21 protein-coding genes, 3 pseudogenes and 1 other annotated feature are annotated in these 18,531 nt (G+C 43.4%); of the genes and pseudogenes, 9 read left to right on the top strand and 15 right to left on the bottom strand.

What is annotated here, in order from left to right; genetic code table 11:
* Positions 1–15 precede the first annotated feature (15 nt).
* From C5I45_RS05800 to hmpA, 8 genes and pseudogenes are all read right to left on the bottom strand, one after another.
* Positions 16–573, bottom strand: coding sequence for an SMI1/KNR4 family protein (locus C5I45_RS05800; protein ID WP_025853279.1), 558 nt, complete (start codon positions 571–573; stop codon positions 16–18).
* A gap of 901 nt (positions 574–1,474) precedes the next feature.
* A complete protein-coding gene (locus C5I45_RS05785) occupies positions 1,475–2,299 on the bottom strand; it encodes a hypothetical protein (RefSeq protein ID WP_058906282.1) in 825 nt (274 codons plus the stop codon).
* A gap of 113 nt (positions 2,300–2,412) precedes the next feature.
* The gene (locus tag C5I45_RS05780) at positions 2,413–2,931 is read right to left on the bottom strand and encodes a hypothetical protein (RefSeq protein WP_025853282.1); all 519 of its coding nucleotides are present in this window, start codon (positions 2,929–2,931) and stop codon (positions 2,413–2,415) included.
* 428 nt (positions 2,932–3,359) lie between these two features.
* Entirely contained in the window at positions 3,360–4,112 is a 753-nt protein-coding gene (locus tag C5I45_RS05775) for a hypothetical protein (protein WP_058906283.1), read from the bottom strand.
* A gap of 165 nt (positions 4,113–4,277) precedes the next feature.
* Positions 4,278–4,472, bottom strand: coding sequence for an XtrA/YqaO family protein (locus C5I45_RS05770; RefSeq protein ID WP_025853286.1), 195 nt, complete (start codon positions 4,470–4,472; stop codon positions 4,278–4,280).
* 242 nt (positions 4,473–4,714) lie between these two features.
* Positions 4,715–4,864, bottom strand: a complete 150-nt coding sequence (locus C5I45_RS19730; RefSeq protein ID WP_162918036.1) for a hypothetical protein — start codon at positions 4,862–4,864, stop codon at positions 4,715–4,717.
* Positions 4,854–5,128 (bottom strand): annotated as a pseudogene (locus tag C5I45_RS05765) (DnaB-like helicase C-terminal domain-containing protein); the annotation flags it as partial. The pseudogene C5I45_RS05765 and the gene C5I45_RS19730, both read right to left, overlap by 11 nt.
* Before the next feature lie 101 nt (positions 5,129–5,229).
* Entirely contained in the window at positions 5,230–6,420 is a 1,191-nt protein-coding gene (gene hmpA, locus C5I45_RS05760; RefSeq protein WP_015387849.1) for an NO-inducible flavohemoprotein, read from the bottom strand.
* 236 nt (positions 6,421–6,656) lie between these two features.
* Between hmpA and C5I45_RS05755 the strand changes: the two genes are divergently transcribed.
* From C5I45_RS05755 to C5I45_RS20095, 3 genes and pseudogenes are all read left to right on the top strand, one after another.
* Complete coding sequence (locus tag C5I45_RS05755; protein ID WP_003152402.1) at positions 6,657–6,884, top strand: hypothetical protein; 228 nt, start codon at positions 6,657–6,659, stop codon at positions 6,882–6,884.
* A gap of 153 nt (positions 6,885–7,037) precedes the next feature.
* Positions 7,038–7,549 (top strand): annotated as a pseudogene (locus C5I45_RS05750) (type 1 glutamine amidotransferase domain-containing protein).
* 142 nt (positions 7,550–7,691) lie between these two features.
* A complete protein-coding gene (locus C5I45_RS20095; RefSeq protein ID WP_003152400.1) occupies positions 7,692–7,820 on the top strand; it encodes a hypothetical protein in 129 nt (42 codons plus the stop codon).
* A gap of 15 nt (positions 7,821–7,835) precedes the next feature.
* Here the strand turns inward: C5I45_RS20095 and C5I45_RS05745 are convergent, their stop codons facing one another.
* From C5I45_RS05745 to C5I45_RS05735, 4 genes and pseudogenes are all read right to left on the bottom strand, one after another.
* Entirely contained in the window at positions 7,836–8,588 is a 753-nt protein-coding gene (locus C5I45_RS05745) for an SGNH/GDSL hydrolase family protein (RefSeq protein WP_003152399.1), read from the bottom strand.
* A 178-nt stretch (positions 8,589–8,766) separates the two neighbouring features.
* On the bottom strand, positions 8,767–9,012 hold the full coding sequence (locus C5I45_RS19625) for a hypothetical protein (protein ID WP_060387099.1): 246 nt from the start codon (positions 9,010–9,012) through the stop codon (positions 8,767–8,769).
* Positions 9,013–9,059: 47 nt separating this feature from the next.
* A pseudogene (locus C5I45_RS20200) lies at positions 9,060–9,110 on the bottom strand (hypothetical protein); the annotation flags it as partial.
* A gap of 171 nt (positions 9,111–9,281) precedes the next feature.
* Complete coding sequence (locus tag C5I45_RS05735; protein WP_003152397.1) at positions 9,282–10,151, bottom strand: cation diffusion facilitator family transporter; 870 nt, start codon at positions 10,149–10,151, stop codon at positions 9,282–9,284.
* 222 nt (positions 10,152–10,373) lie between these two features.
* Here C5I45_RS05735 and C5I45_RS05730 point away from each other — a divergent pair, with 222 nt between their 5' ends.
* The 3 genes from C5I45_RS05730 (at position 10,374) to C5I45_RS05720 (ending at position 12,304) form a co-directional block, all read left to right on the top strand.
* The gene (locus tag C5I45_RS05730; protein WP_024085694.1) at positions 10,374–11,180 is read left to right on the top strand and encodes a TrmB family transcriptional regulator; all 807 of its coding nucleotides are present in this window, start codon (positions 10,374–10,376) and stop codon (positions 11,178–11,180) included.
* 72 nt (positions 11,181–11,252) lie between these two features.
* Entirely contained in the window at positions 11,253–11,984 is a 732-nt protein-coding gene (locus C5I45_RS05725) for an AzlC family ABC transporter permease (protein ID WP_003152395.1), read from the top strand.
* A complete protein-coding gene (locus C5I45_RS05720; RefSeq protein WP_003152394.1) occupies positions 11,981–12,304 on the top strand; it encodes an AzlD domain-containing protein in 324 nt (107 codons plus the stop codon). The genes C5I45_RS05725 and C5I45_RS05720 overlap by 4 nt, the downstream gene beginning before the upstream one ends.
* Positions 12,305–12,344: 40 nt before the next feature.
* Here the strand turns inward: C5I45_RS05720 and sr7p are convergent, their stop codons facing one another.
* The 3 genes from sr7p to acsA all read right to left on the bottom strand — a co-directional run bounded on the left by sr7p (position 12,345) and on the right by acsA (position 15,904).
* Complete coding sequence (gene sr7p / locus C5I45_RS20195; protein WP_003152393.1) at positions 12,345–12,464, bottom strand: small protein SR7P; 120 nt, start codon at positions 12,462–12,464, stop codon at positions 12,345–12,347.
* A gap of 119 nt (positions 12,465–12,583) precedes the next feature.
* The gene (gene tyrS, locus C5I45_RS05715) at positions 12,584–13,849 is read right to left on the bottom strand and encodes a tyrosine--tRNA ligase (protein WP_025853300.1); all 1,266 of its coding nucleotides are present in this window, start codon (positions 13,847–13,849) and stop codon (positions 12,584–12,586) included.
* 50 nt (positions 13,850–13,899) lie between these two features.
* Positions 13,900–14,132, bottom strand: a binding site (T-box leader).
* Positions 14,133–14,185: 53 nt separating this feature from the next.
* Positions 14,186–15,904: an acetate--CoA ligase gene (acsA, locus tag C5I45_RS05705; protein ID WP_003152391.1), complete on the bottom strand. Its 1,719-nt coding sequence runs from the start codon at positions 15,902–15,904 to the stop codon at positions 14,186–14,188.
* Between the two features lie 158 nt (positions 15,905–16,062).
* On the opposite strand from acsA, the gene C5I45_RS05700 reads away from it, so the two are divergent.
* Genes C5I45_RS05700 through C5I45_RS05690 form a run of 3 tightly spaced genes read left to right on the top strand, consistent with a single transcriptional unit; the run spans position 16,063 to position 18,527 of the window.
* On the top strand, positions 16,063–16,695 hold the full coding sequence (locus C5I45_RS05700; RefSeq protein WP_003152390.1) for a GNAT family N-acetyltransferase: 633 nt from the start codon (positions 16,063–16,065) through the stop codon (positions 16,693–16,695).
* Between the two features lie 24 nt (positions 16,696–16,719).
* Positions 16,720–17,364 carry an acetoin utilization AcuB family protein gene (locus C5I45_RS05695; protein WP_003152389.1) on the top strand — a complete coding sequence of 215 codons (645 nt, stop codon included), beginning with the start codon at positions 16,720–16,722 and terminating at the stop codon, positions 17,362–17,364.
* Positions 17,361–18,527, top strand: a complete 1,167-nt coding sequence (locus C5I45_RS05690; protein WP_014305595.1) for an acetoin utilization protein AcuC — start codon at positions 17,361–17,363, stop codon at positions 18,525–18,527. Before C5I45_RS05695 ends, C5I45_RS05690 begins: the two co-directional genes overlap by 4 nt.
* The last annotated feature ends 4 nt before the right edge of the window (positions 18,528–18,531 follow it).

Genomic DNA, 18,531 nt, shown 5'->3' with positions numbered 1-18,531 from the left:
CAACTGTAGGAAAGGTTAATCCTTATCACCCTGGTGAGTCCTATAATAATTTTCAGCGGTATAGATATTCCACTCCCAAAAATTTGCTCCTTGACACAAAATATACCGATCTAAAAATATCTCAAAATTAAGTTTCATTGGTTCATACTCAATAAATCCGCGAAACCATAAATAGTTTGGATCTGTGGACATTTTGGTTTTGTCAATTAACAAATAACAACCGTCTAACAGATGTGCTACAGGAATAAACTGAGGCTCTAAAAAACCATTTTGCATATACTTTTCAATCTCTTCTAAATTAAGAATATGCAAACCCCCACCTACATTCTCACCGTAAATCAACAAATCAAATATTCTGGCTCCGTTATGCAATTTTAAAAAGGTTTTATAATCTTCAGGAAGTGAGACTTTTATTTTCTTCTCAAAACTCTCAATCTCCAGATCTGTTGCACCTTTAAAGAAAGTACATTCTGTTTCTAAAAGCGTTCCTTCATTCCCTAAAATGTTCAAGCGGCCTTTTTCATCAATTAATTCTTTTAGACCTTGGAGCGTTTTTTCAACAAAAACTGCCATTGAGCCACCTCTTATTATTAGAGCATTGCTATTTTATTCACAAGAGCAGGAGCCAATGTTCCAGTTGAAGTATCAGGAAGTGAACCTTTCCATCCGGCTACCGAAGTATGTTGGAACATAAAAAACTTTGTCTTTTTAGGATAATACGACTTTGAATATGATTTACCTGCTTTAATATCCTTCCCTAAAAATTCTCTATTATGGAGAAAAAACCTTCCATATTCTCCGCTATAAGTGTTACTTACATATAATCGTTTGTTCCTCCTCCCCACCGCTTCTTTCCGGGTGCTCCCTGTTGTGGCACTCTAAACAGGTCGTTTCAAAATTATCAAGATCAAACGCCAGGCTCGGTTCACCCTTAATGCAATGCTATGGTGAACCGTATTTGCTTCCGTTATCAATCCACGGAGACGTCACTCACAACACAAATAGCCGTCCCTTATCAGAACGACTTTTCTTACCCACTTCCAGCGTGCTGTATTATAGATTTTGTCTAATCCGTCACGTTGCCTTGCCACGCTTATTCCTTTTCTGATTTACCTGAACCGACTACACACGACAAAAAGAAGAACGTGAGCGCAATAAACCATGACGTCTCAAATGGATGCGCATAAATTGTTTCCATGCTCTATCTCCTTTACTCAACATAATAAAAGCTTCACTGGAGAGCGGCTTGGGCGTTGGCATCCTTTCAGCCGCACACCTCAGATTCTTTCCCAATTCCTCAAAGGCTTGACTAATTGTTTTCATGTAATCCCTCCAATCATATTCTTTCTAAACTTCTCCCGTACTCGGACTGTTAACCGCCAGTAGTCTATTCTGAGATTTACCGGACGCAGTTTACAGAGATTATAAAAAGTCTTTCCATTTGGAAAGACTCATAGTGATGTATTATGTTGATTCATGGATTCATTATCTTACTATATTCCATTTCTTCCAAATCTCTTCTGACCTTAAAAAAAGGCTTAGCAAATGGTCTATCTTTTTTCTTCACTAATGTATCTAAATGATTATAGTAAATATCTACACTATAAAAGAAATGAACAAATGGCAAATATCTTATTTCAAAGAAAAAAGATAAATATTTATAAGTAAGTTTGCTATATAGTTTATTTTTCTTGAATATAAATCTGCATTCTAAAAACTGAGCGGCACTTTTCTTTCCATGTAAATATGTTAGTACTTTTAGAAGAAAATACATAGTACGATACTTTGATATCTCTTTCTTAGACTTACGATCATAAGGAGCTATCTTAATTAACTCATTCAGAATTTCTTCAAAAAGATGATATTGGGCAATATCCTCGCCTTTTCCTAACATATCGTCAACATATTCAAATTGTTTCAGTTTATTGTATGCATTAATTATTTTAGGAGATGCATACTTTAGATTTTTACCAATGTGATCATTTATTTCACATAATAGTTGATTTTCATCAATTGGATGTTCATCTTTCAAAATTCTCTTGTTAAATTCCGTAACATAGTCACAATATGTGTACATTTTAAGCAAAATAGGTGCAAATAATTCATTGTAAAAAATTCGCTGATTACTCTTTTTTTCTCTTTTTAACCCAAGCCGATGAGAAAAATATTGTGCAACGCAAGCACCAATAAATGCTCCAATTAGAGTAGTAGCAGAAGTTAAAATAGCTGGCTGCATTTTTTCTGGTATATTGTCGTTTATCCAATTAGTCATCCAAGTAAATAACCATTTAAAATCCAAGTCTTATACCTCCTCACCTTATTATCGGCAATAGAGAGTTAAAATGGAACCATTTACGAAATTTGTCGAACGATTTACCGGAAGCAGTTTACTGAGAATATAAAAAAGCATCTCTATTCAAGATGCTCCTCAATGTGTAACTTTTTAATCCAATGTTGCAATGCATCATATATTTCTCCTGCTACTACTACGCCTTTATCATTCAGTTTGTCATTGTCCTTCAAAATTTTAAAACATTTATAAATTCTAAGGACCTCGGCAACAAACAAAACATCGTTAATTTTATTGAGTGTATGTCTTACTTCATTGTAAGTTTCAAAGCTAAGTTCGGGTTTTATTTTTAAATAAGTTGACACACTTAATTTGTCTTCTGCCCGCTCCCTAATTGATCTAATTTGTTGCGGACTAATCTTTTTTATATTTTCCGTTATTTCCTTGTATAGAAATGACTTTATAAATTTCTTGGCTAATTCCTCTTCTTCCTTCTTAACTCTCTCGGCATCCGCATTGGCCTTTTCAATTTGAAGCTTTGCACCTCTCATTGAGCCTAAATAAGCAACACGAGCTGTGATAATTCCGACTAAAATTGTCACCAAGCCGTTTATTATAGCAACTATTATATCTGTGCTCATAATATCATCTCCTCCCTGATATTATCGGTAAAAGAGTATGATAATGGAACCATTCGCGAATTTTGTCGAACGATCTACCGAACGCAGTTTACAGAGAACATAAAAAAGCACCCCCCGAAGGAGCGCAATTCAAACTAATAATTATTTTTTAATGTTGCCGTTCCTCTACCGAAATCGTATTTTTCATTACATTGCTTACAGTAACAATCAATCTCGGTACTTCTGAAACAGGGAATATTCACATCGCCGCTCCCGGCTCGTTTCATCCTTTGCAAAACCTCTTTCCCCAATACTGGGAAAAGGTCTCAGATTGAACCCTAAGCGTTTATTTTTTGTCGGTTCTTCTAAAAAACAAAAACGGACACCAATCAGAGCACAGTAAATCTGTGCAATGTTCAGTGTCCGCGGGCTTTCCGTCTTGGACTTAGTTATTTAGTTTTTAATAAAATCGGCTCATTATATAAATCTTCCAGTTTTTTCATCTTAGTTTTTTTGCACATTTTAGGATCGCTATCATCCCCCAATAAAATGATTTCCTTGTTTATCGGATGTAAGATAAACCATTTTTTATTATTTTCATCTCTAATATATACAGTTTTTTTAGTAGTCCAATTAATTAATCTTAAAACAGGAATAGATATGAAAGGAACTGCTGAACAAAGGACAAAAAACATAATTATTACTGCCATTAACATTCCAAAATCTTTGAACTGAGGGAATGCTATCAGCAAATAAAATTGAATATAAAAAGTGAATAAAGAAGCTAAATATAAAGTTGCAATTATAATTTTAAATGTTTTTTTTGATTTTAGTTTAAAAAAACAACGATTTGGATTTTGAATTTCATTAACCAATACAAGAAAGATGAATATTCCTCCCACTATTATTTGCGAACAGATAGACACCACTCCGTTATAATCCCATTTTAGTTTGTCTCTAAGAGTCTCAGATATTGAAATAAAAATACACATCCATGCTAAAGCATACAGTAAATATTTACATAACTTCACAAAAAACAATCTTTCTTTTGAGAATAATTTCTGTTCAAATATATTCGAAGACAATAAAGTAATTGGTTGGAATACTTTAAAAAAGTTTATTACTAAGAACACTATAGAAACAACAACAGTGGGTATCCCAAAGAAACCGAATAATTCGCTTAGACTTTCTCCTAAGTTCATCAATAATCACCTTCTTTTTCTTAATCACCCTATTTTATCAATTTGATATTATCTCCTCAACACCCAGAGTAAGCATTAGGGGATTTCCATATGGAAAACGGACTTCAAACAAACAGCGCTCAGGCTGTAAGCTCAGTGCCCGCAGGCTTTCCGTCTTGGATTTATTTAGTTGAATAATTCGCCTTCACCCCACGCAACGCGGGTTACTTTCCCTTTACCCATGACAATTTTTGTTTCCCCATGCTCAGGAAACGACGTCATTTTTGCTTCCCCATTTGAAATAATTACAGCTAATTTTTCATACTGTTTTATGACAAGTTTATCTTTCTCTATTATATAATCTAATTTTATTAGCCCCAAATGGTTGCCCTCCTTTTGGATCATTTATATTCTCGGCAGCGTAGCGGCTCAATTTCTTTTGTGACAATATCCGCTCTTTGGCTTTTGTTCCTGTAAAAACTGCTATCACAAAACCCGAATATATAAATCTCATGGGATCCTGAAACGTTCGTTTCTATCGTTTTTTATATTTAATTTTGAAATACCGGTTTCCCATATTGTCTTTCCTGCTCGAAAGCAAGCAAATAAGCATTCATCCTGTTTTAAATTTCTCTTGCAAATAAAAATTCCAGCGCCTCTTCCGAATCCTGCAGCTGTACCGTTTTTTTCTCACACACCAAAAATTCGATCAGCAGGATAAGTGAGTAATAATTGTGTCGAAGCGCTGCTTCATACCAATCTCTAATCGTCAAAACGCCGCTCCAAGTTGACAAAAAGCCGGTACTCTTTGATGAACGCGAGTGAAACAGTTTCGACCGGGCCGTTTCGCTGCTTGGCTATAATGATCTTAATAATATTTTTGCTTTCGCTTTCTTTGTCGTAATAATTTTCCCGATAAAAAAACCCAATGACATCAGCGTCCTGTTCAATTTGTCCCGATTCTCTTATGTCTGACATCATCGGTCGTTTATCCTGCCGCATTCACCGCCCCGTGAAAGCTGACTGAGTGCAATAACACAAATATGGCATTTAATTCAGCCCTTCTATGCAAGAGAATAAAAAATAGCACCCGATCCGGGTGCTTCATACATTAAAATCATCGTCCTTCCTTCTTCAATCACACCATACTCAGCTGCGGTTCGAATAATTCATAGTGAATCGATTCCGGCGGTGTATTGAATTCAGAAATCAGCTTTTTCATTTCTTTAATGAACGACGGTGATCCGCACAGGTAAAAATCAGCATCTTTATCTGTCATCACTTCTTCTAACAGCTGTTTGTCAATCCGGCCTTCCCGAAAACGAATGTTTTCTGAACGGTCTTGTTCGGACGGTTCACTGTAAATAAAGACGGTGTCAGCGGATGAGTGTTCCGCGGCTTCTTCAGCTTCATGCCGCAGCGCATGATACTCTCCGCTCCTTGCCGCATGGATAAAGAGAACGTTTCGCTGCGGCTGGGTTTTGGCAACCGTCTTTAACATGCTGATCATCGGGGTAATTCCGACACCGGCACTGATGAGAACCAGATTCTTTTTGGAATCAGGGTCTAATACGAAATCCCCGGCCGGAGCGCTGATCTCAATTGAATCCTTTTCGTGTAATTGGTCATGCAGATATGAAGAAACAATTCCGTCTTTTTTCACGGAAATCCGGTAATAATCCTTACCGGATACATCCGACAAACTGTACTGGCGGATATGCGTATAACCCGTGTCCGGAATGTATACTTTTACACTGATATACTGTCCCGCTTTGAATTCGGGGAGAACTTGTCCGTCTTCCGGTTTTAAATAAAACGACGTTATCTCTTTGCTTTCTTTTACCTTTTTATCAATTTTAAACGCCTTATCGTCTTTCCAGCCGCCTTTTTGCGTTTCCGCTTGTTCATACATGTCTTTCTCAATTCCGATAAAAGCGTCTGCAATGACGCCGTATGCTTTTTCCCATGCCTGAATGACCTCAGGAGCAGCCCCGTCTTTTAGCACATCCTTTATCGCGATTAACAAGTACTTTCCAACGATTGGATAATGCTCGGGCTTAACACCGATACTCCGGTGCTTATGGCTGATTTGTTTGACGACGGGGACTATGTTTTCCAGCCGGTCAATATTGGATGCGGCCGCAATCACAGCATTCGACAAGGCCGTACGCTGTGTTTTTTTCTTTTGATTCGTCTGATTAAAGATATTCAGCAGCTCAGGGTGATGCTGAAAAAGCAGGTCATAAAATCGGCCTGTGATTTCTTCACCATGCTCTTCTAAGACCGGCACTGTGCTTTTAATGATTTCAATCGTTTTTTCATCGAGCATTCTGAAATCCCCCTAAAGATGTATGCATCTCGATTGACCTGAGAAAAGAATCGTTTTTGAATTCTTTTTTATAGATTTCCCCGTTCAAAAAGGGTTAGCCATTCCAATTTGAGACGGATTCAGGAAAAACCAGATAAACGAAATTGCAGATGGAAAATTGTGGACTTGCCATAGTGTACTTGTCCGATGCAAAATCCTCCTTTTCAGCATTTAATAAAGTACGGGAGGTGAGATGAATGGGTAAAAAATCGAAAGTGTATTACTGTGACCCTAAGTATATTGTGACTGACAAGTATACTGACAAAGAAGTGGTTTACGTCCATCCCATCAAACACATTAACAGAGAACATATCCGTTATGTTCCCCGCCACGTTTATCAGGAAGAAACAATTCACGAAGTCATTGATCCGGGCGATCCGGGGAAATGCGGGTGTAAAAAGGATAAAAAAAGACGCAAAAAGTAATTGGTTCGATTTCTTGCCTCAGCAGACCTCCGTACCTTTTGGCTCCTCTTTTTCAGAGGGGTCTTTTTTCATGCCGTATCTTCAAGCAAATACGTTGTGAGGCGGCAATCCGCCTGATATTCTTGTCATATACAAATTCACAGAGGCATGATGATGAGCAAAAAAATCGCAGTTCTGATGACAGATCAATTTGAGGATATTGAATATACAAGCCCGGCGGAAGCATTTAAAGAAGCGGGCCACAGTGTGGTGACAATAGATTTAGAAGCAGGGAAAGAAGTGACGGGCAAGCACGGTGAGAAAGTAAAGATCGATCAAGCGATCTCAGACGCAGAGACCCCAAGGAATTCGATGCGTTATTGATTCCCGGAGGCTTTTCACCGGATCTTCTGCGGGGAGATGACCGCCCGGGTGAATTCACTAAATCATTCGTGGAAAATCAGAAACCCGTTTTCGCGATCTGCCACGGCCCGCAGCTGCTGATTGATACCGACCTTCTTAAAGGAAAAGATATCACGGGATTCCGCAGCATCCGCAAAGACTTAATCAATGCCGGCGCACATTATAAAGATGAAGAAGTCGTCGTGAGCCATAACATCGTAACGAGCAGAACGCCTGACGATTTGGAAGCCTTTAATCGTGAATCATTGAACCTGCTGAAATAAGCGAATAAAAATGCACAGACCCGTTCAGTCTGTGCATTTTTTTATGGATAAAGAAACACCAATAGTTAGACCTATTCTCTTCCCCATCCATAATAAGTAAAATAAAGAGTGGGTTTTTCAACACTCGACGGGAGGTTCACTTATGTGGATGATCATTTTGCTGCTGATCATTTTAATCGGTTTTACCGGTAATATCATTTCGCTTTTGAGAGCGCAAAAACACGCATCTCAAAGAATAATTGAGCTTTTAGAAAAGCAAGGCCGAAAATAATCATGCAGCGCTGTGTTACCCGTAATAGTAATAATAATTCCGGCAGATTTCCTGAAAAATGATTTGATGCCCTTTCTCGTTCGGATGAAGACCTTCTGACATGCACATGCTGCGGAAAGCGGGATTATACGGGTCGATGAGATCTGTATCAAACAGGTCGGCATACGGTACAGAGAGGAGTGTGCAGGCTTCTTTTTGGGCTTTCACATAGTCAGCCAGCTTCAGGCCCAGTTTATTTTTATCAGTATCACGGCGGACGATTTTTCCTTTTGATATTTTTGCTTGTCTCGTTGGGGTCACCACAATGATGCTCGCGCCTTTATTTCCGCTTCGCAGCTGCTGAATCACTTGACAGAAGCCTCCGTAAAATGTGGTGATATCCTTTTCATCTGTGCCGATGGGAATGTGGTTGCACCAATCATCATCTGTTCCCTGGACAATGATGACATCATGTCCCTTTGTTTTAAGCGCTTGCTGATAAATGTTATCGCTTCCGTTGTTGCTCATATTAACGCCGCTGACAGACAGATTGGTTATTTCAGCGTCTGTCCGGTCTTTCAGAATGTCACCAAAGCCGTATTCCGCGCGCAGCCCCCGGGCGACGCTGTCACCTAAGATCGCGATTTTTGAAGCCTTCCGCAGCCTGCTTATGCTGATGAAGTCAATGCTGATATGCCCGCTGTCCGTGATATGCAGAAGCTTGCTGCTTATGTTTTGCGAAGAGATTGTCTTTCCTTCAGAGTTATAAAATTCCTCATTCAGCTTCATTTGGCGTCATCCCTTCCTTTTTATCCTCCGGCATCTTTTTTGACATAAAAAACGGACACGAACAAACAGCGCCATGTTGTCAGTTCAGTGTCCGCAGATGATGATACCGGATCTTTTATGCAGTTCTCTTGCCATTATAGCAGATCTCCGTTACTTGTAATAGAGTCTGCTTCAGCATTTAAAACAGCGCTTGCGGGTACGTTTTTGATGGGACCGTCTGCTGCGGGAACGGTGTGTCCGGCGATGCGTCCGTCTTCTGCTGCGGGAACGGTGTGTCCGGTGATGCGTCCGTCTTCTGCTGCGGGAACGGTGTGTCCGGTGATGCGTCCGTCTTCTGCTGCGGGAACGGTGTGTCCGATGATGCGTCCGTCTTCTGCTGCGGGAACGGTGTGTCCGTTTTCTGCTGCGGGAACGGCGCGAACATTTTTTGGAAACCGGTTCTTGGTATAAATACTCCCCTAAACCTTCTCTTTCCGCAACGGCAACTCCATATTCAATTTCTTTAACAGAAATAGCGTTCAATTCTGTTCACCTCCCTTTTTCTTTACAACATAACGTATGAAATGTACCACTCACGTGTATAAGCTTCTCTCTCATATGAGCGAGAAATAGTCATTTATACAACAAAAAGACCCGTGGAAACGGGCCTTTTGCAGGCATTTTGCCGGGAACAAACGCAAACTTAAGATCGATTTATTTCTTCCTCTCGCTCTCCGGCTCGGGGTGAATCATTACCTGTGCTTGTTTGAATTCATTCGTAATATCTCTTTCAATGCGGTCACACAGGTCGTGCACGTCTTTAATCGCCACGTGAGAGGCTACGACCAGGTGAAAATCAATATACTCCTGGGGGCCGGAGCGTCTTGTACGAAAATCGTGAATTTCAATAAATTCCTGTTGAAATGTTTCGATAATCTTTAAAATTGTTTTTTCTTCCTCTTCCGACAAACGGGTATCAATCAGCGGCGGGAATGCTTCTTTCATTAACTTAAACGCTTCATATATGATATAGACCGCCAGCACCATACCTATAATGGGATCAAGTATGTACCACTCCGTTAAGGTAACGACCAAAAGGCTTGCCGCTACGCCTAATGATGTGTACACGTCAGTCAGTAAATGCAGGGCATTCGATTTCATTGCCACGGAATTAACCTTTTCGGCTTCTCTTTTTACGAACTTCGAAACGATCAAATTAATGAGAGCCCCCGCAAGCATTACAACAATTCCCAATACGGGCAGATGAACCGGCGCCGGGTTCACCAGTTTTTGAACGCATTCATATATCATCCAAATCCCTGCCGCAAAAATCAGCATCGTCTCGATGGTCCCCGACAGATTCTCGACTTTTCCATGACCGTACGGATGCCCTGTATCAGCCGGCTTTTTTGAAATCCTGACGGAGATAAAGGCGATGAAGGCGGCGATCAAATCTAAAAAAGAATGAATGGCTTCCGAAAGTATCGCGACAGATCCGGTTATTATCCCCACCACTATTTTGAGCATGACGACCAGGGAATTGCTTATAACCGATAAAAAAGCGATTTTAGAGGTGTTTTCCACCGTGATCCTCCTCTTTTTGACTTCTTGTATTTATCGTATCAAACGGCATTCGTGTGGGTCTACGGCAACGTTTTTCACAAAAGCCATACATGTAACTCACTATAAACTAAGTTGGAAAGCGACAAAACAGGCGAACCTTTCTTTCAGCACTCAAGTCCCATTGACAAGATATAACCGCTTACATTATAGTAGTTTCATGAATAACCACTACGGAGGATGTTTATGGACGATGTTCTGAAAGAATTACAGAAGTTTGGATTTTCTCAATATGAATGTAAAGCATATATCGGCTTGTTGAAACACTCGCCTGTTACCGGATATGAAATCAGCAAAAGGTCAGGCGTCCCCCGCTCAATGATCTATGAGGTATTGGGGAAATTAGTTGATAAAGGCGCTGTCCATATTGTGCCGTCTGATCCGGTTACATATGCCCCGCTGGCCGGAAAGGAATTAATCGATCGGCTCCGGCACGATTTCGAGAGCTCATTCGGCTATCTTGAGGAAAAGTTATTGGCGCTGGAAAGCGAGCAGGAGATGAATGTCATCCGCCGCATCAGCACGAATGATCATGTCATCAATGAGATGAAGGAAATGATTGAAAAAGCTGAGGAAGAGTTGTGGCTGTCTGTCTGGGAACAGCAGATTCCCTTTATTCAAGAAGCCGCTAATAAACGCGCCGCCGAACAATTGCCCGTCTTTTCGATTGTGTTCGGCCCTCCGGAAGTGAAGCTCGGAAATACGACAAATCATAATATGTCTCCTGAAGTGGCGGAGAAACGGATGGGCGGAAGATTAACGATAGCTGCCCGAGATAATAAAGAAGTCTTAATCGCCAATTTTTCTCCGCAGACGAATGCCTGGGCCATTAAATCAGAAGATCCCGCTCTCGTTCTCGTGGCCATGGAATATATGAGGCACGATCTGATGTTCGCGGAGCTTGTGAAAGAAGTCGGGGCTGAAAAAGTTGAAGGCCTGATGACACAAAACCATTCGTTATTTCATGTCGTCACCGGAAATCGGTTCATATAAATGTGAACCGTATTTTCTTTGATTTTTTCATTAGTCGTTATCATTATAATCTCTATGAAAGGAGTATAAAAAATGATTAACACAGAAGTGCAAAAAACCGCCGTTTCCCGGGAAATGAACGATACGTTTTTACAGGGGGTGCGGGATTGTGTGCCTACGCTGCTGGGCTATATGAGCATCGGTTTTGCTTTCGGCATCGTCGGGGTTGCCTCTCATCTAAGCATTCTTGAAATCTGTTTGTTATCCTTGTGTGTCTATGCCGGCGCCGCCCAATTTATTATTTGCTCGCTCCTTGTTTCCGGGAGTCCGATTTCCGCCATTATTTTAACGACGTTTATCGTCAATCTGCGTCACCTTCTGCTGAGCCTGACCATCGCGCCGTATTTCACGAAATACTCTCTGGCGAAAAATATCGGCTTCGGGGCTCTGCTTACTGACGAATCTTTCGGAGTAGCGGTGAACAAAGCGGCTCAGAACGGCAGGTTATACGATAAGTGGATGAACGGCCTCAATATAACCGCTTACATGTGCTGGGTTATTTCCTGCGTGATGGGCGGGCTTCTCGGACAATGGATATCTGATCCTTACGCTCTCGGCCTGGACTTTGCTTTGCCTGCTATGTTTGCGGCGCTGCTTGTGCTGCAATTGCAGTCGTCCGCTTCGGAAAAGCTGAAGCACAGCCTTTCCTTAATTCTCTATATGATCATTTTTATGGTCTTGTTATCGTATTTCGTCCCGTCACACATCGCGGTCATCGTCTCAACCGTGATTGTGGCAACGATCGGGGTGGTGACGGACAAATGAGCATCAGCACACAAATGATCTGGATTATACTCGGCTGCATGATTGTTACACTTGTGCCGCGCATTGTTCCGTTTATATTTGTCCGGAACATTCAGATGCCTGAATTGGCTTTAAAATGGCTCTCCTTTATTCCGCTTTGCATTTTGACGGCTCTGGTAACAGAAAGCATGATTGTGAAAACAAACAGCGCTTTGACCTTTGATTGGAAAGCAATGATCGTTCTCATCCCGACATTGCTTTGCGCGATGCTGACAAAAAGCTTATCCATCACGGTCATCACGGGAGTCGTGCTGATGGCCGCCGTCAGGCTGATATGGTGACAATCAAAAGCCTCCATTCCATAGAATGGAGGCTTTACCTTTATGATGTCGGATTTTCTTCTTCCGTCTCTGATTCCTCGGCTTCGGCGTTTATGCTTTGCTGCTGTTCCCAATGATCCCGCTGCAATCTTTCTTTGGCGATGGTAAACATGAAATTCACGGCGCAGCACCCCTTCCCTGTTTTGCTTATACTATGTACTGTACTCATTTCCCCGTGCAGTATTCACAAAACATAAAAAAGCAGCCTGCCGCATGGAGCGGCCGGACTGCTTTTTATTTTCAGTACGTGATCAGGAAGTATTTTTTCTTTCCGCGGCGCAGTACGGTAAATTGATCTTCAATGCGGTCTTCCGCAGTCAGAAGATGCCCGATGTCCGTCTGGCGCTCGCCGTTAATGTAAACAGCTCCGTTTTGAATGTCTTCGCGGGCCTGCCGTTTTGAAGGCGACAATTTAGATTCCACTAGCACGTCTACTAAAGACAGTTCTTCAGAGCGGTCTTTTTCAAACGAAGGTACATCTTTAAATCCTACCTTGACGTCTTGAGCGGAAAGCTCTTTAATATTGCCGCTGAACAGCGCCTGGGAGATATGAACGGCCTGCTCAAGCGCTTCACGGCCGTGTACAAGAACCGTCACCTCTTCAGCGAGACGTTTCTGCGCTTCTCTTTTCTCAGGAGCTGTCTCCGTTTTTTCAGCATAAGCTTCAATTTCCTCTTTTGACAAGAAAGTAAAGTATTTTAAGTATTTGACGACGTCGCGGTCATCAGTATTGATCCAGAACTGGTAGAATTCGTACGGCGATGTTTTTTCTTTATCAAGCCAAATGGCGCCGCCTTCCGTTTTGCCGAATTTCGTGCCGTCAGCTTTTGTGACGAGCGGAATGGTAAGACCGAAAGCTTTCGCCCCTTCTTCTTCTGATTTTCTGATCAGTTCAAGACCGGCCGTGATGTTGCCCCACTGGTCACTGCCTCCGATTTGGAGTTTGCAGTTCTTTTCTCTGTACAGATTCAGAAAATCGTAGGATTGCAGGATCATGTAGCTGAATTCCGTGTAAGAAATTCCGGTTTCAATTCTTGAGCTTACAGTATCTTTCGCAAGCATGTAGTTAATTCCGAAGTTCTTTCCGACGTCGCGGAGAAATTCAATGATGCTCAGCTTTCCGATCCAATCAAAGTTGTTCGCTATGACAGCGGGGTTTTCTCCCGCCTCGAAATCTAAAAATCGGGAAAGCTGATTTTTAATTTTTTGCGACCATTCGACAACGATATCCTGAGTGTTTAACGTACGCTCCGCTTTTTTTCCGCTCGGATCGCCGATCAGTCCCGTCGCGCCGCCTACAAGCGCAATCGGATGGTGGCCTGCAAGCTGGAAACGGCGCAGTGTCAATATCGGCAGAAGGTGTCCGATGTGCAGGCTGTCAGCCGTCGGGTCAAACCCTGAGTATAAACGGATTTTTTCTTCGCTCAGCTGTTTATTCAGTCCTTCTTCATCCGTCATTTGCTGGATTAAGCCGCGGAATGATAAATCCTCTAATAAGTTAGTCATTTTGTCTGCTCCTTTGTTTATGAAAATAAAAAACGCCCCTTCGTTTAAAACGAAGGGACGATATAATCGCGGTACCACCCTACTAATAAAAACATAAAAAAGCTTTTATCACTCTTTTTGATAACGGACCGTGTCCGTTCTTTCACTACTGAAAGCCTTGGAATAGCTTTGTTCGCAAAAGCGGTTCATGAGTGTATTCGGCATATCTTATGTGCTGATTTTCACCGGCCATCAGCTCTCTGGAACAATCAGATATCCTACTTGTCTCAATCAAAACCTTTTCGTATGAAGCTTACTCATTTTTAACATAAATAAAATACGATGTCAACGCCGTCTTTAATCTTCCATTGTTGACAGGTCGCCTGCCGGCAGGTTCAGCTCCCATGCCTTCAGCACACGTCTCATGATTTTTCCGCTCCGTGTTTTCGGAAGTTTATCTTTGAATTCAATTTCCCGCGGTGCGGCATGCGCGGCAAGCCCCTGTTTTACAAAGAGGCGAATGTCCTCCTTCAGCTGATCGGATGGCTCATGCCCTTCTCTGAGCGCGATAAACGCTTTAATAATTTCTCCCCGGACAGGGTCCGGCTTTCCGATGACGCCGGCTTCGGCAATCGCCGGATGTTCAACAAGTTTGCTTTCGACTTCAAACGGGCCGACGCGCTCGCCGGATGTCATGATGACATCATCGACTCTGCCTTGGAACCAAAAATAACCGTCTTCATCCATATAAGCAGAATCTCCGGAAACATACCAGCCGCCCGGCATAAAATAAGAATCATATTTCTCTTTGTTGTTCCAAATGGAATCCATCATTGACGGCCAGCCCTTTTTAATGGCGAGATTTCCCATTCGGTACGGCGGAAGCTCATTTCCCTGATTGTCAACGATCGCCGCTTCCACTCCCGGAATCGGTTTCCCCATTGAGCCCGGCTTGATCTCCATGCAAGGATAATTGCAGATGAGCTGTCCGCCCGTTTCTGTCATCCACCACGTGTCGTGGATGCGCTTGCCGAATACTTTATGTCCCCACTTGATGACCTCGGGGTTCAAAGGTTCTCCGACACTCAGGACGTGACGAAGTGAAGTAAGGTCAAATTTGGATGCCATTTCATCTCCGGCGCCCATAAGCATTCTGAAAGCCGTCGGAGCGCTGTACCAGACGCTGACACCGAGCTTCTCAATCGTGCCGTACCAGTTTTCCGGACTGAATCTGCCGCCGACGATCACATTCGCCGCTCCGTTCAGCCACGGCGCAAATATCCCGTACACCGTCCCGGTCACCCAGCCCGGGTCCGCAGTGCACCAATAAATATCGTCTTCTTTAAGATCAAGCACCCACTTGCCGGTCTGGTATTGCTGAATCATGGCTTCATGAACGTGGAGCACACCTTTGGGCGTTCCGGTAGATCCTGATGTGTAGTGAAGCAGGTAGCCGTCTCTTCTGTCCATCCATTCAATATCAAGTCTCGTGCTTTCTCCCTCAGCCGCTTTATCATAATGAATGATTTTATCTCCCGCTTCTTTGCTGCCGCCGACAATGAAAATATGCTCGAGGTCGGGCAGGCTGTCCGCCGGAATCCGTTCGGCCAGTTCAGGTGTCGTCACGACAACCTTTGCCTGGCTGTTCAACAGGCGGTCTTTGACGGCGCCTTCCATAAACGCTTCAAATAAAGGGCCGGCGATCGCACCGATTTTAATTGCGCCGAGCATGATAAAGTAAAGCTCCGGCGAACGCGGCATGAAAATAAAAACGCGGTCCCCTTTTTCCACGTTTCCATACCGTCTCAGTACATTTCCCGCCCGGTTCGATTCCTCCATCATTTCTTTAAATGTGTATTTTTCATTCCGATTTGCGTCCTTGTAATACAGCGCTACTTTGTTTTTTCGAAATGATTCGGCATGACGGTCAATTGCTTCGTACGCCGCATTCAGCTTCCCCGTCTGATGCCAGGAAAACTCCGCTTCGACCTCTTTCCAATCGAAGCTGCGGTACGTTTCCTCATAATTTCGCAGATGATAATTCCCCTTTTCCGCCGGCAACGCTTTCAAATTCATGCAACATCCCCCTTTGCTTATCTATAGACTAATTATAGTAGATGTTCACAGTTTTCTCAATTTTTAAAATATAAATTACAACACTATTGAAAACGCTTTATATTTTGTTATGCTTAAGAGAGATGTGTTTTTATTAAGAACCGACAGGCGGTGAATCAGTGAAACATCATAAAACGTACCATTCTTCATCAATTCAGACAGCAGCCGGCCCTCTATTGGTAGAAGGGCCCGTTCCTCCAAAGGACCTAGCACAGTATGAGTTTCATGAAGGCCTGACAGCCTTTCGCCTTCCTCATGAACAGCACAAAGCGTTAATCGAGATCGCCGGGCTTCCTGAAGGTCGGATCATTATCGCCAGGGACGGACAGACGATTATCGGCTATGTGACGTATTTATATCCTGATCCGCTTGAACGGTGGTCTGACGGCAATATGGAAGATCTCCTTGAGCTCGGGGCGATCGAGGTCGCTCCCGGCTACAGGGGCTGTTCTGTCGGAAAAACGTTGCTGACAGTCAGCATGATGGATGAACAGATGGAACGCTACATCATCATGACGACGGAATATTACTGGCATTGGGATTTAAAAGGAATGAAAAAAGATGTGTGGGAATACAGAAAGATCATGGAAAAGATGATGAATGCCGGGGGTCTTGTCTGGTTTGCAACGGATGAACCGGAAATCAGCTCTCATCCGGCCAATTGTCTGATGGCCCGCATCGGCAGGCACGTCAGTCAGGAGTCAATTGAACAGTTCGACAGGCTTCGTTTTTATCAGCGGTTTATGTATTGACTGACATACAAAGGGGATAAAAAGATGATTGCAGAACAAATCATGAAACGGGACGTCATCACCGTCTCAAAACACGACTCCATTGAAACAGCCGTCCGTAAAATGAAGGTATATCATATCCGCCATCTCCCTGTCATCGACGACGAGCTGCACGTCACCGGTATTGTCACAGACAGAGACATTAAACAGGCCGGCCCCGGCAGCTTCGAACAAAAGGAACGCGGCGCGTTTCTGACAAACAAAGTGGAGACCATTATGAAGCGGAATGTCATCTGCGCCCATCCGCTTGACTTTGTGGAAGAAATATCCGCTTCCTTTTATGAGCACGGCATCGGCTGTCTGCCGATTACGGTAAATCATAAGCTGACGGGCATTTTAACGAAAACCGACGTGCTCCGGACTTTCGTCAGCCTGACAGGCGCGGCCCAGCCGGGATCACAGGTGGAAATCCTGGTGACGGATATGACAAAAAGCCTTGCTGATCTCAGCTGCATGTGCCGTGATCTTCAGCTGCAAATCCTGAGTGTGCTCGTCTATCCCCATGATTCCGCCGGGTCGAACATTCTCGTCTTCCGGGTAAAGACGATGAATCCGCTCCCTTTTATCCGTGCCGTTCATGAAGCCGGATACAATGTCTTATGGCCGAAACATTTGAGGGATCAGCCATGAGAGACAGCGTTTTTGTTTACTCGCCTTCTTATCAGACGTATCAATTTCATCAGGATCATCCGTTCAATCAGCAGCGCGTGCTTTTAACATACGATCTGCTTCAGGCGGCGGACGCGTTTGACGATGGAGACATCGTCACACCGCGCACGGCCACTAAAGAAGAGCTGGCTCTCGTTCATACGGAGGATTATATACAGGCGGTGGAACTTGCGGGTGCGGGCCGGCTCCCTGCCGCAGAAGGAGAAAGCTACGGTCTCGGAACGGAAGACACCCCCGTTTTTGCCGGCATGCATGAAGCTGCGTCGCTTCTGGTGGGCGGCACCTTAACGGCGGCAGATTATGTCATGACGGGACAAGCCAGGCATGCCTGCAATTTAGGAGGAGGCCTTCACCACGGCTTCCGCGGCAGGGCGTCAGGCTTTTGTATCTATAATGACAGCGCCGTGGCCATCCAATACATCCAGAAGAACTACGGGGCAAAAGTGTTATACATTGATACAGACGCCCACCACGGCGACGGCGTTCAATTTACGTTTTACGACAGGTCTGATGTCTGCACTGTTTCTTTTCACGAGACCGGGCGTTATTTATTTCCCGGGACGGGGCAGGTACTGGAAAAAGGAAGCGGACAAGGCTACGGCTATTCTTTTAACATTCCGCTGGACGCTTTTACAGAGGACGATTCCTTTCTCCACGCTTACAAAACGGCCGCCTCTGAAATTGCGGCTTTTTTTAAGCCGGATGTAATTCTTACCCAAAACGGTGCGGACGCCCATTATTACGACCCATTGACACACCTGTCCAATACAATCTCCATTTATCAGGAGATCCCGCGGCTCGCTCATTCATTAGCCCATCAATATTGCAGCGGCAGATGGATCGCGGTCGGCGGCGGCGGATACGATATTTGGAGAGTCGTCCCGAGAGCATGGAGCCGCATTTGGCTTGAGATGAAAGGGATTGATCCCGGGGAGCGCATACCGCAGAAATGGATTGATAAATGGCAGAAGCATTCCCCCTGCACGCTGCCCGCTTTTTGGAGTGATCCTGAACAATTATATCCTCCGATTCCACGCAAAGAAGAAATTTCAGAAAAAAATGCCCAAACCGTGGAAAAAGCACTTTTTGCCATCCGGTCTGAGCAGCGGTATAAAACAAAATAAAAAA

It is taken from the genome of Bacillus sp. ZY-1-1 (genome assembly GCF_003047165.1).
In the GTDB taxonomy this organism is placed as follows: domain Bacteria; phylum Bacillota; class Bacilli; order Bacillales; family Bacillaceae; genus Bacillus; species Bacillus velezensis.
Note: the sequence above shows the minus strand (reverse complement) of the source record. Positions and strands in the feature narration are given on the sequence as shown.

Excerpts from the sequence above, each read along its gene's own strand:
- C5I45_RS05800 (WP_025853279.1), bottom strand. The coding sequence starts at position 573 with ATGGCAGTTTTTGTTGAAAAAACGCTCCAAGGTCTAAAAGAATTAATT.
- C5I45_RS05780 (WP_025853282.1), bottom strand. The coding sequence starts at position 2,931 with ATGAGCACAGATATAATAGTTGCTATAATAAACGGCTTGGTGACAATT.
- C5I45_RS05775 (WP_058906283.1), bottom strand. The coding sequence starts at position 4,112 with ATGAACTTAGGAGAAAGTCTAAGCGAATTATTCGGTTTCTTTGGGATA.
- hmpA (WP_015387849.1), bottom strand. The coding sequence starts at position 6,420 with ATGCTCGATGAAAAAACGATTGAAATCATTAAAAGCACAGTGCCGGTC.
- C5I45_RS05755 (WP_003152402.1), top strand. The coding sequence starts at position 6,657 with ATGGGTAAAAAATCGAAAGTGTATTACTGTGACCCTAAGTATATTGTG.
- C5I45_RS20095 (WP_003152400.1), top strand. The coding sequence starts at position 7,692 with ATGTGGATGATCATTTTGCTGCTGATCATTTTAATCGGTTTTACCGGT.
- C5I45_RS05745 (WP_003152399.1), bottom strand. The coding sequence starts at position 8,588 with ATGAAGCTGAATGAGGAATTTTATAACTCTGAAGGAAAGACAATCTCT.
- C5I45_RS19625 (WP_060387099.1), bottom strand. The coding sequence starts at position 9,012 with ATGTTCGCGCCGTTCCCGCAGCAGAAAACGGACACACCGTTCCCGCAG.
- C5I45_RS05730 (WP_024085694.1), top strand. The coding sequence starts at position 10,374 with ATGGACGATGTTCTGAAAGAATTACAGAAGTTTGGATTTTCTCAATAT.
- C5I45_RS05725 (WP_003152395.1), top strand. The coding sequence starts at position 11,253 with ATGATTAACACAGAAGTGCAAAAAACCGCCGTTTCCCGGGAAATGAAC.
- C5I45_RS05720 (WP_003152394.1), top strand. The coding sequence starts at position 11,981 with ATGAGCATCAGCACACAAATGATCTGGATTATACTCGGCTGCATGATT.
- tyrS (WP_025853300.1), bottom strand. The coding sequence starts at position 13,849 with ATGACTAACTTATTAGAGGATTTATCATTCCGCGGCTTAATCCAGCAA.
- acsA (WP_003152391.1), bottom strand. The coding sequence starts at position 15,904 with ATGAATTTGAAAGCGTTGCCGGCGGAAAAGGGGAATTATCATCTGCGA.
- C5I45_RS05695 (WP_003152389.1), top strand. The coding sequence starts at position 16,720 with ATGATTGCAGAACAAATCATGAAACGGGACGTCATCACCGTCTCAAAA.
- C5I45_RS05690 (WP_014305595.1), top strand. The coding sequence starts at position 17,361 with ATGAGAGACAGCGTTTTTGTTTACTCGCCTTCTTATCAGACGTATCAA.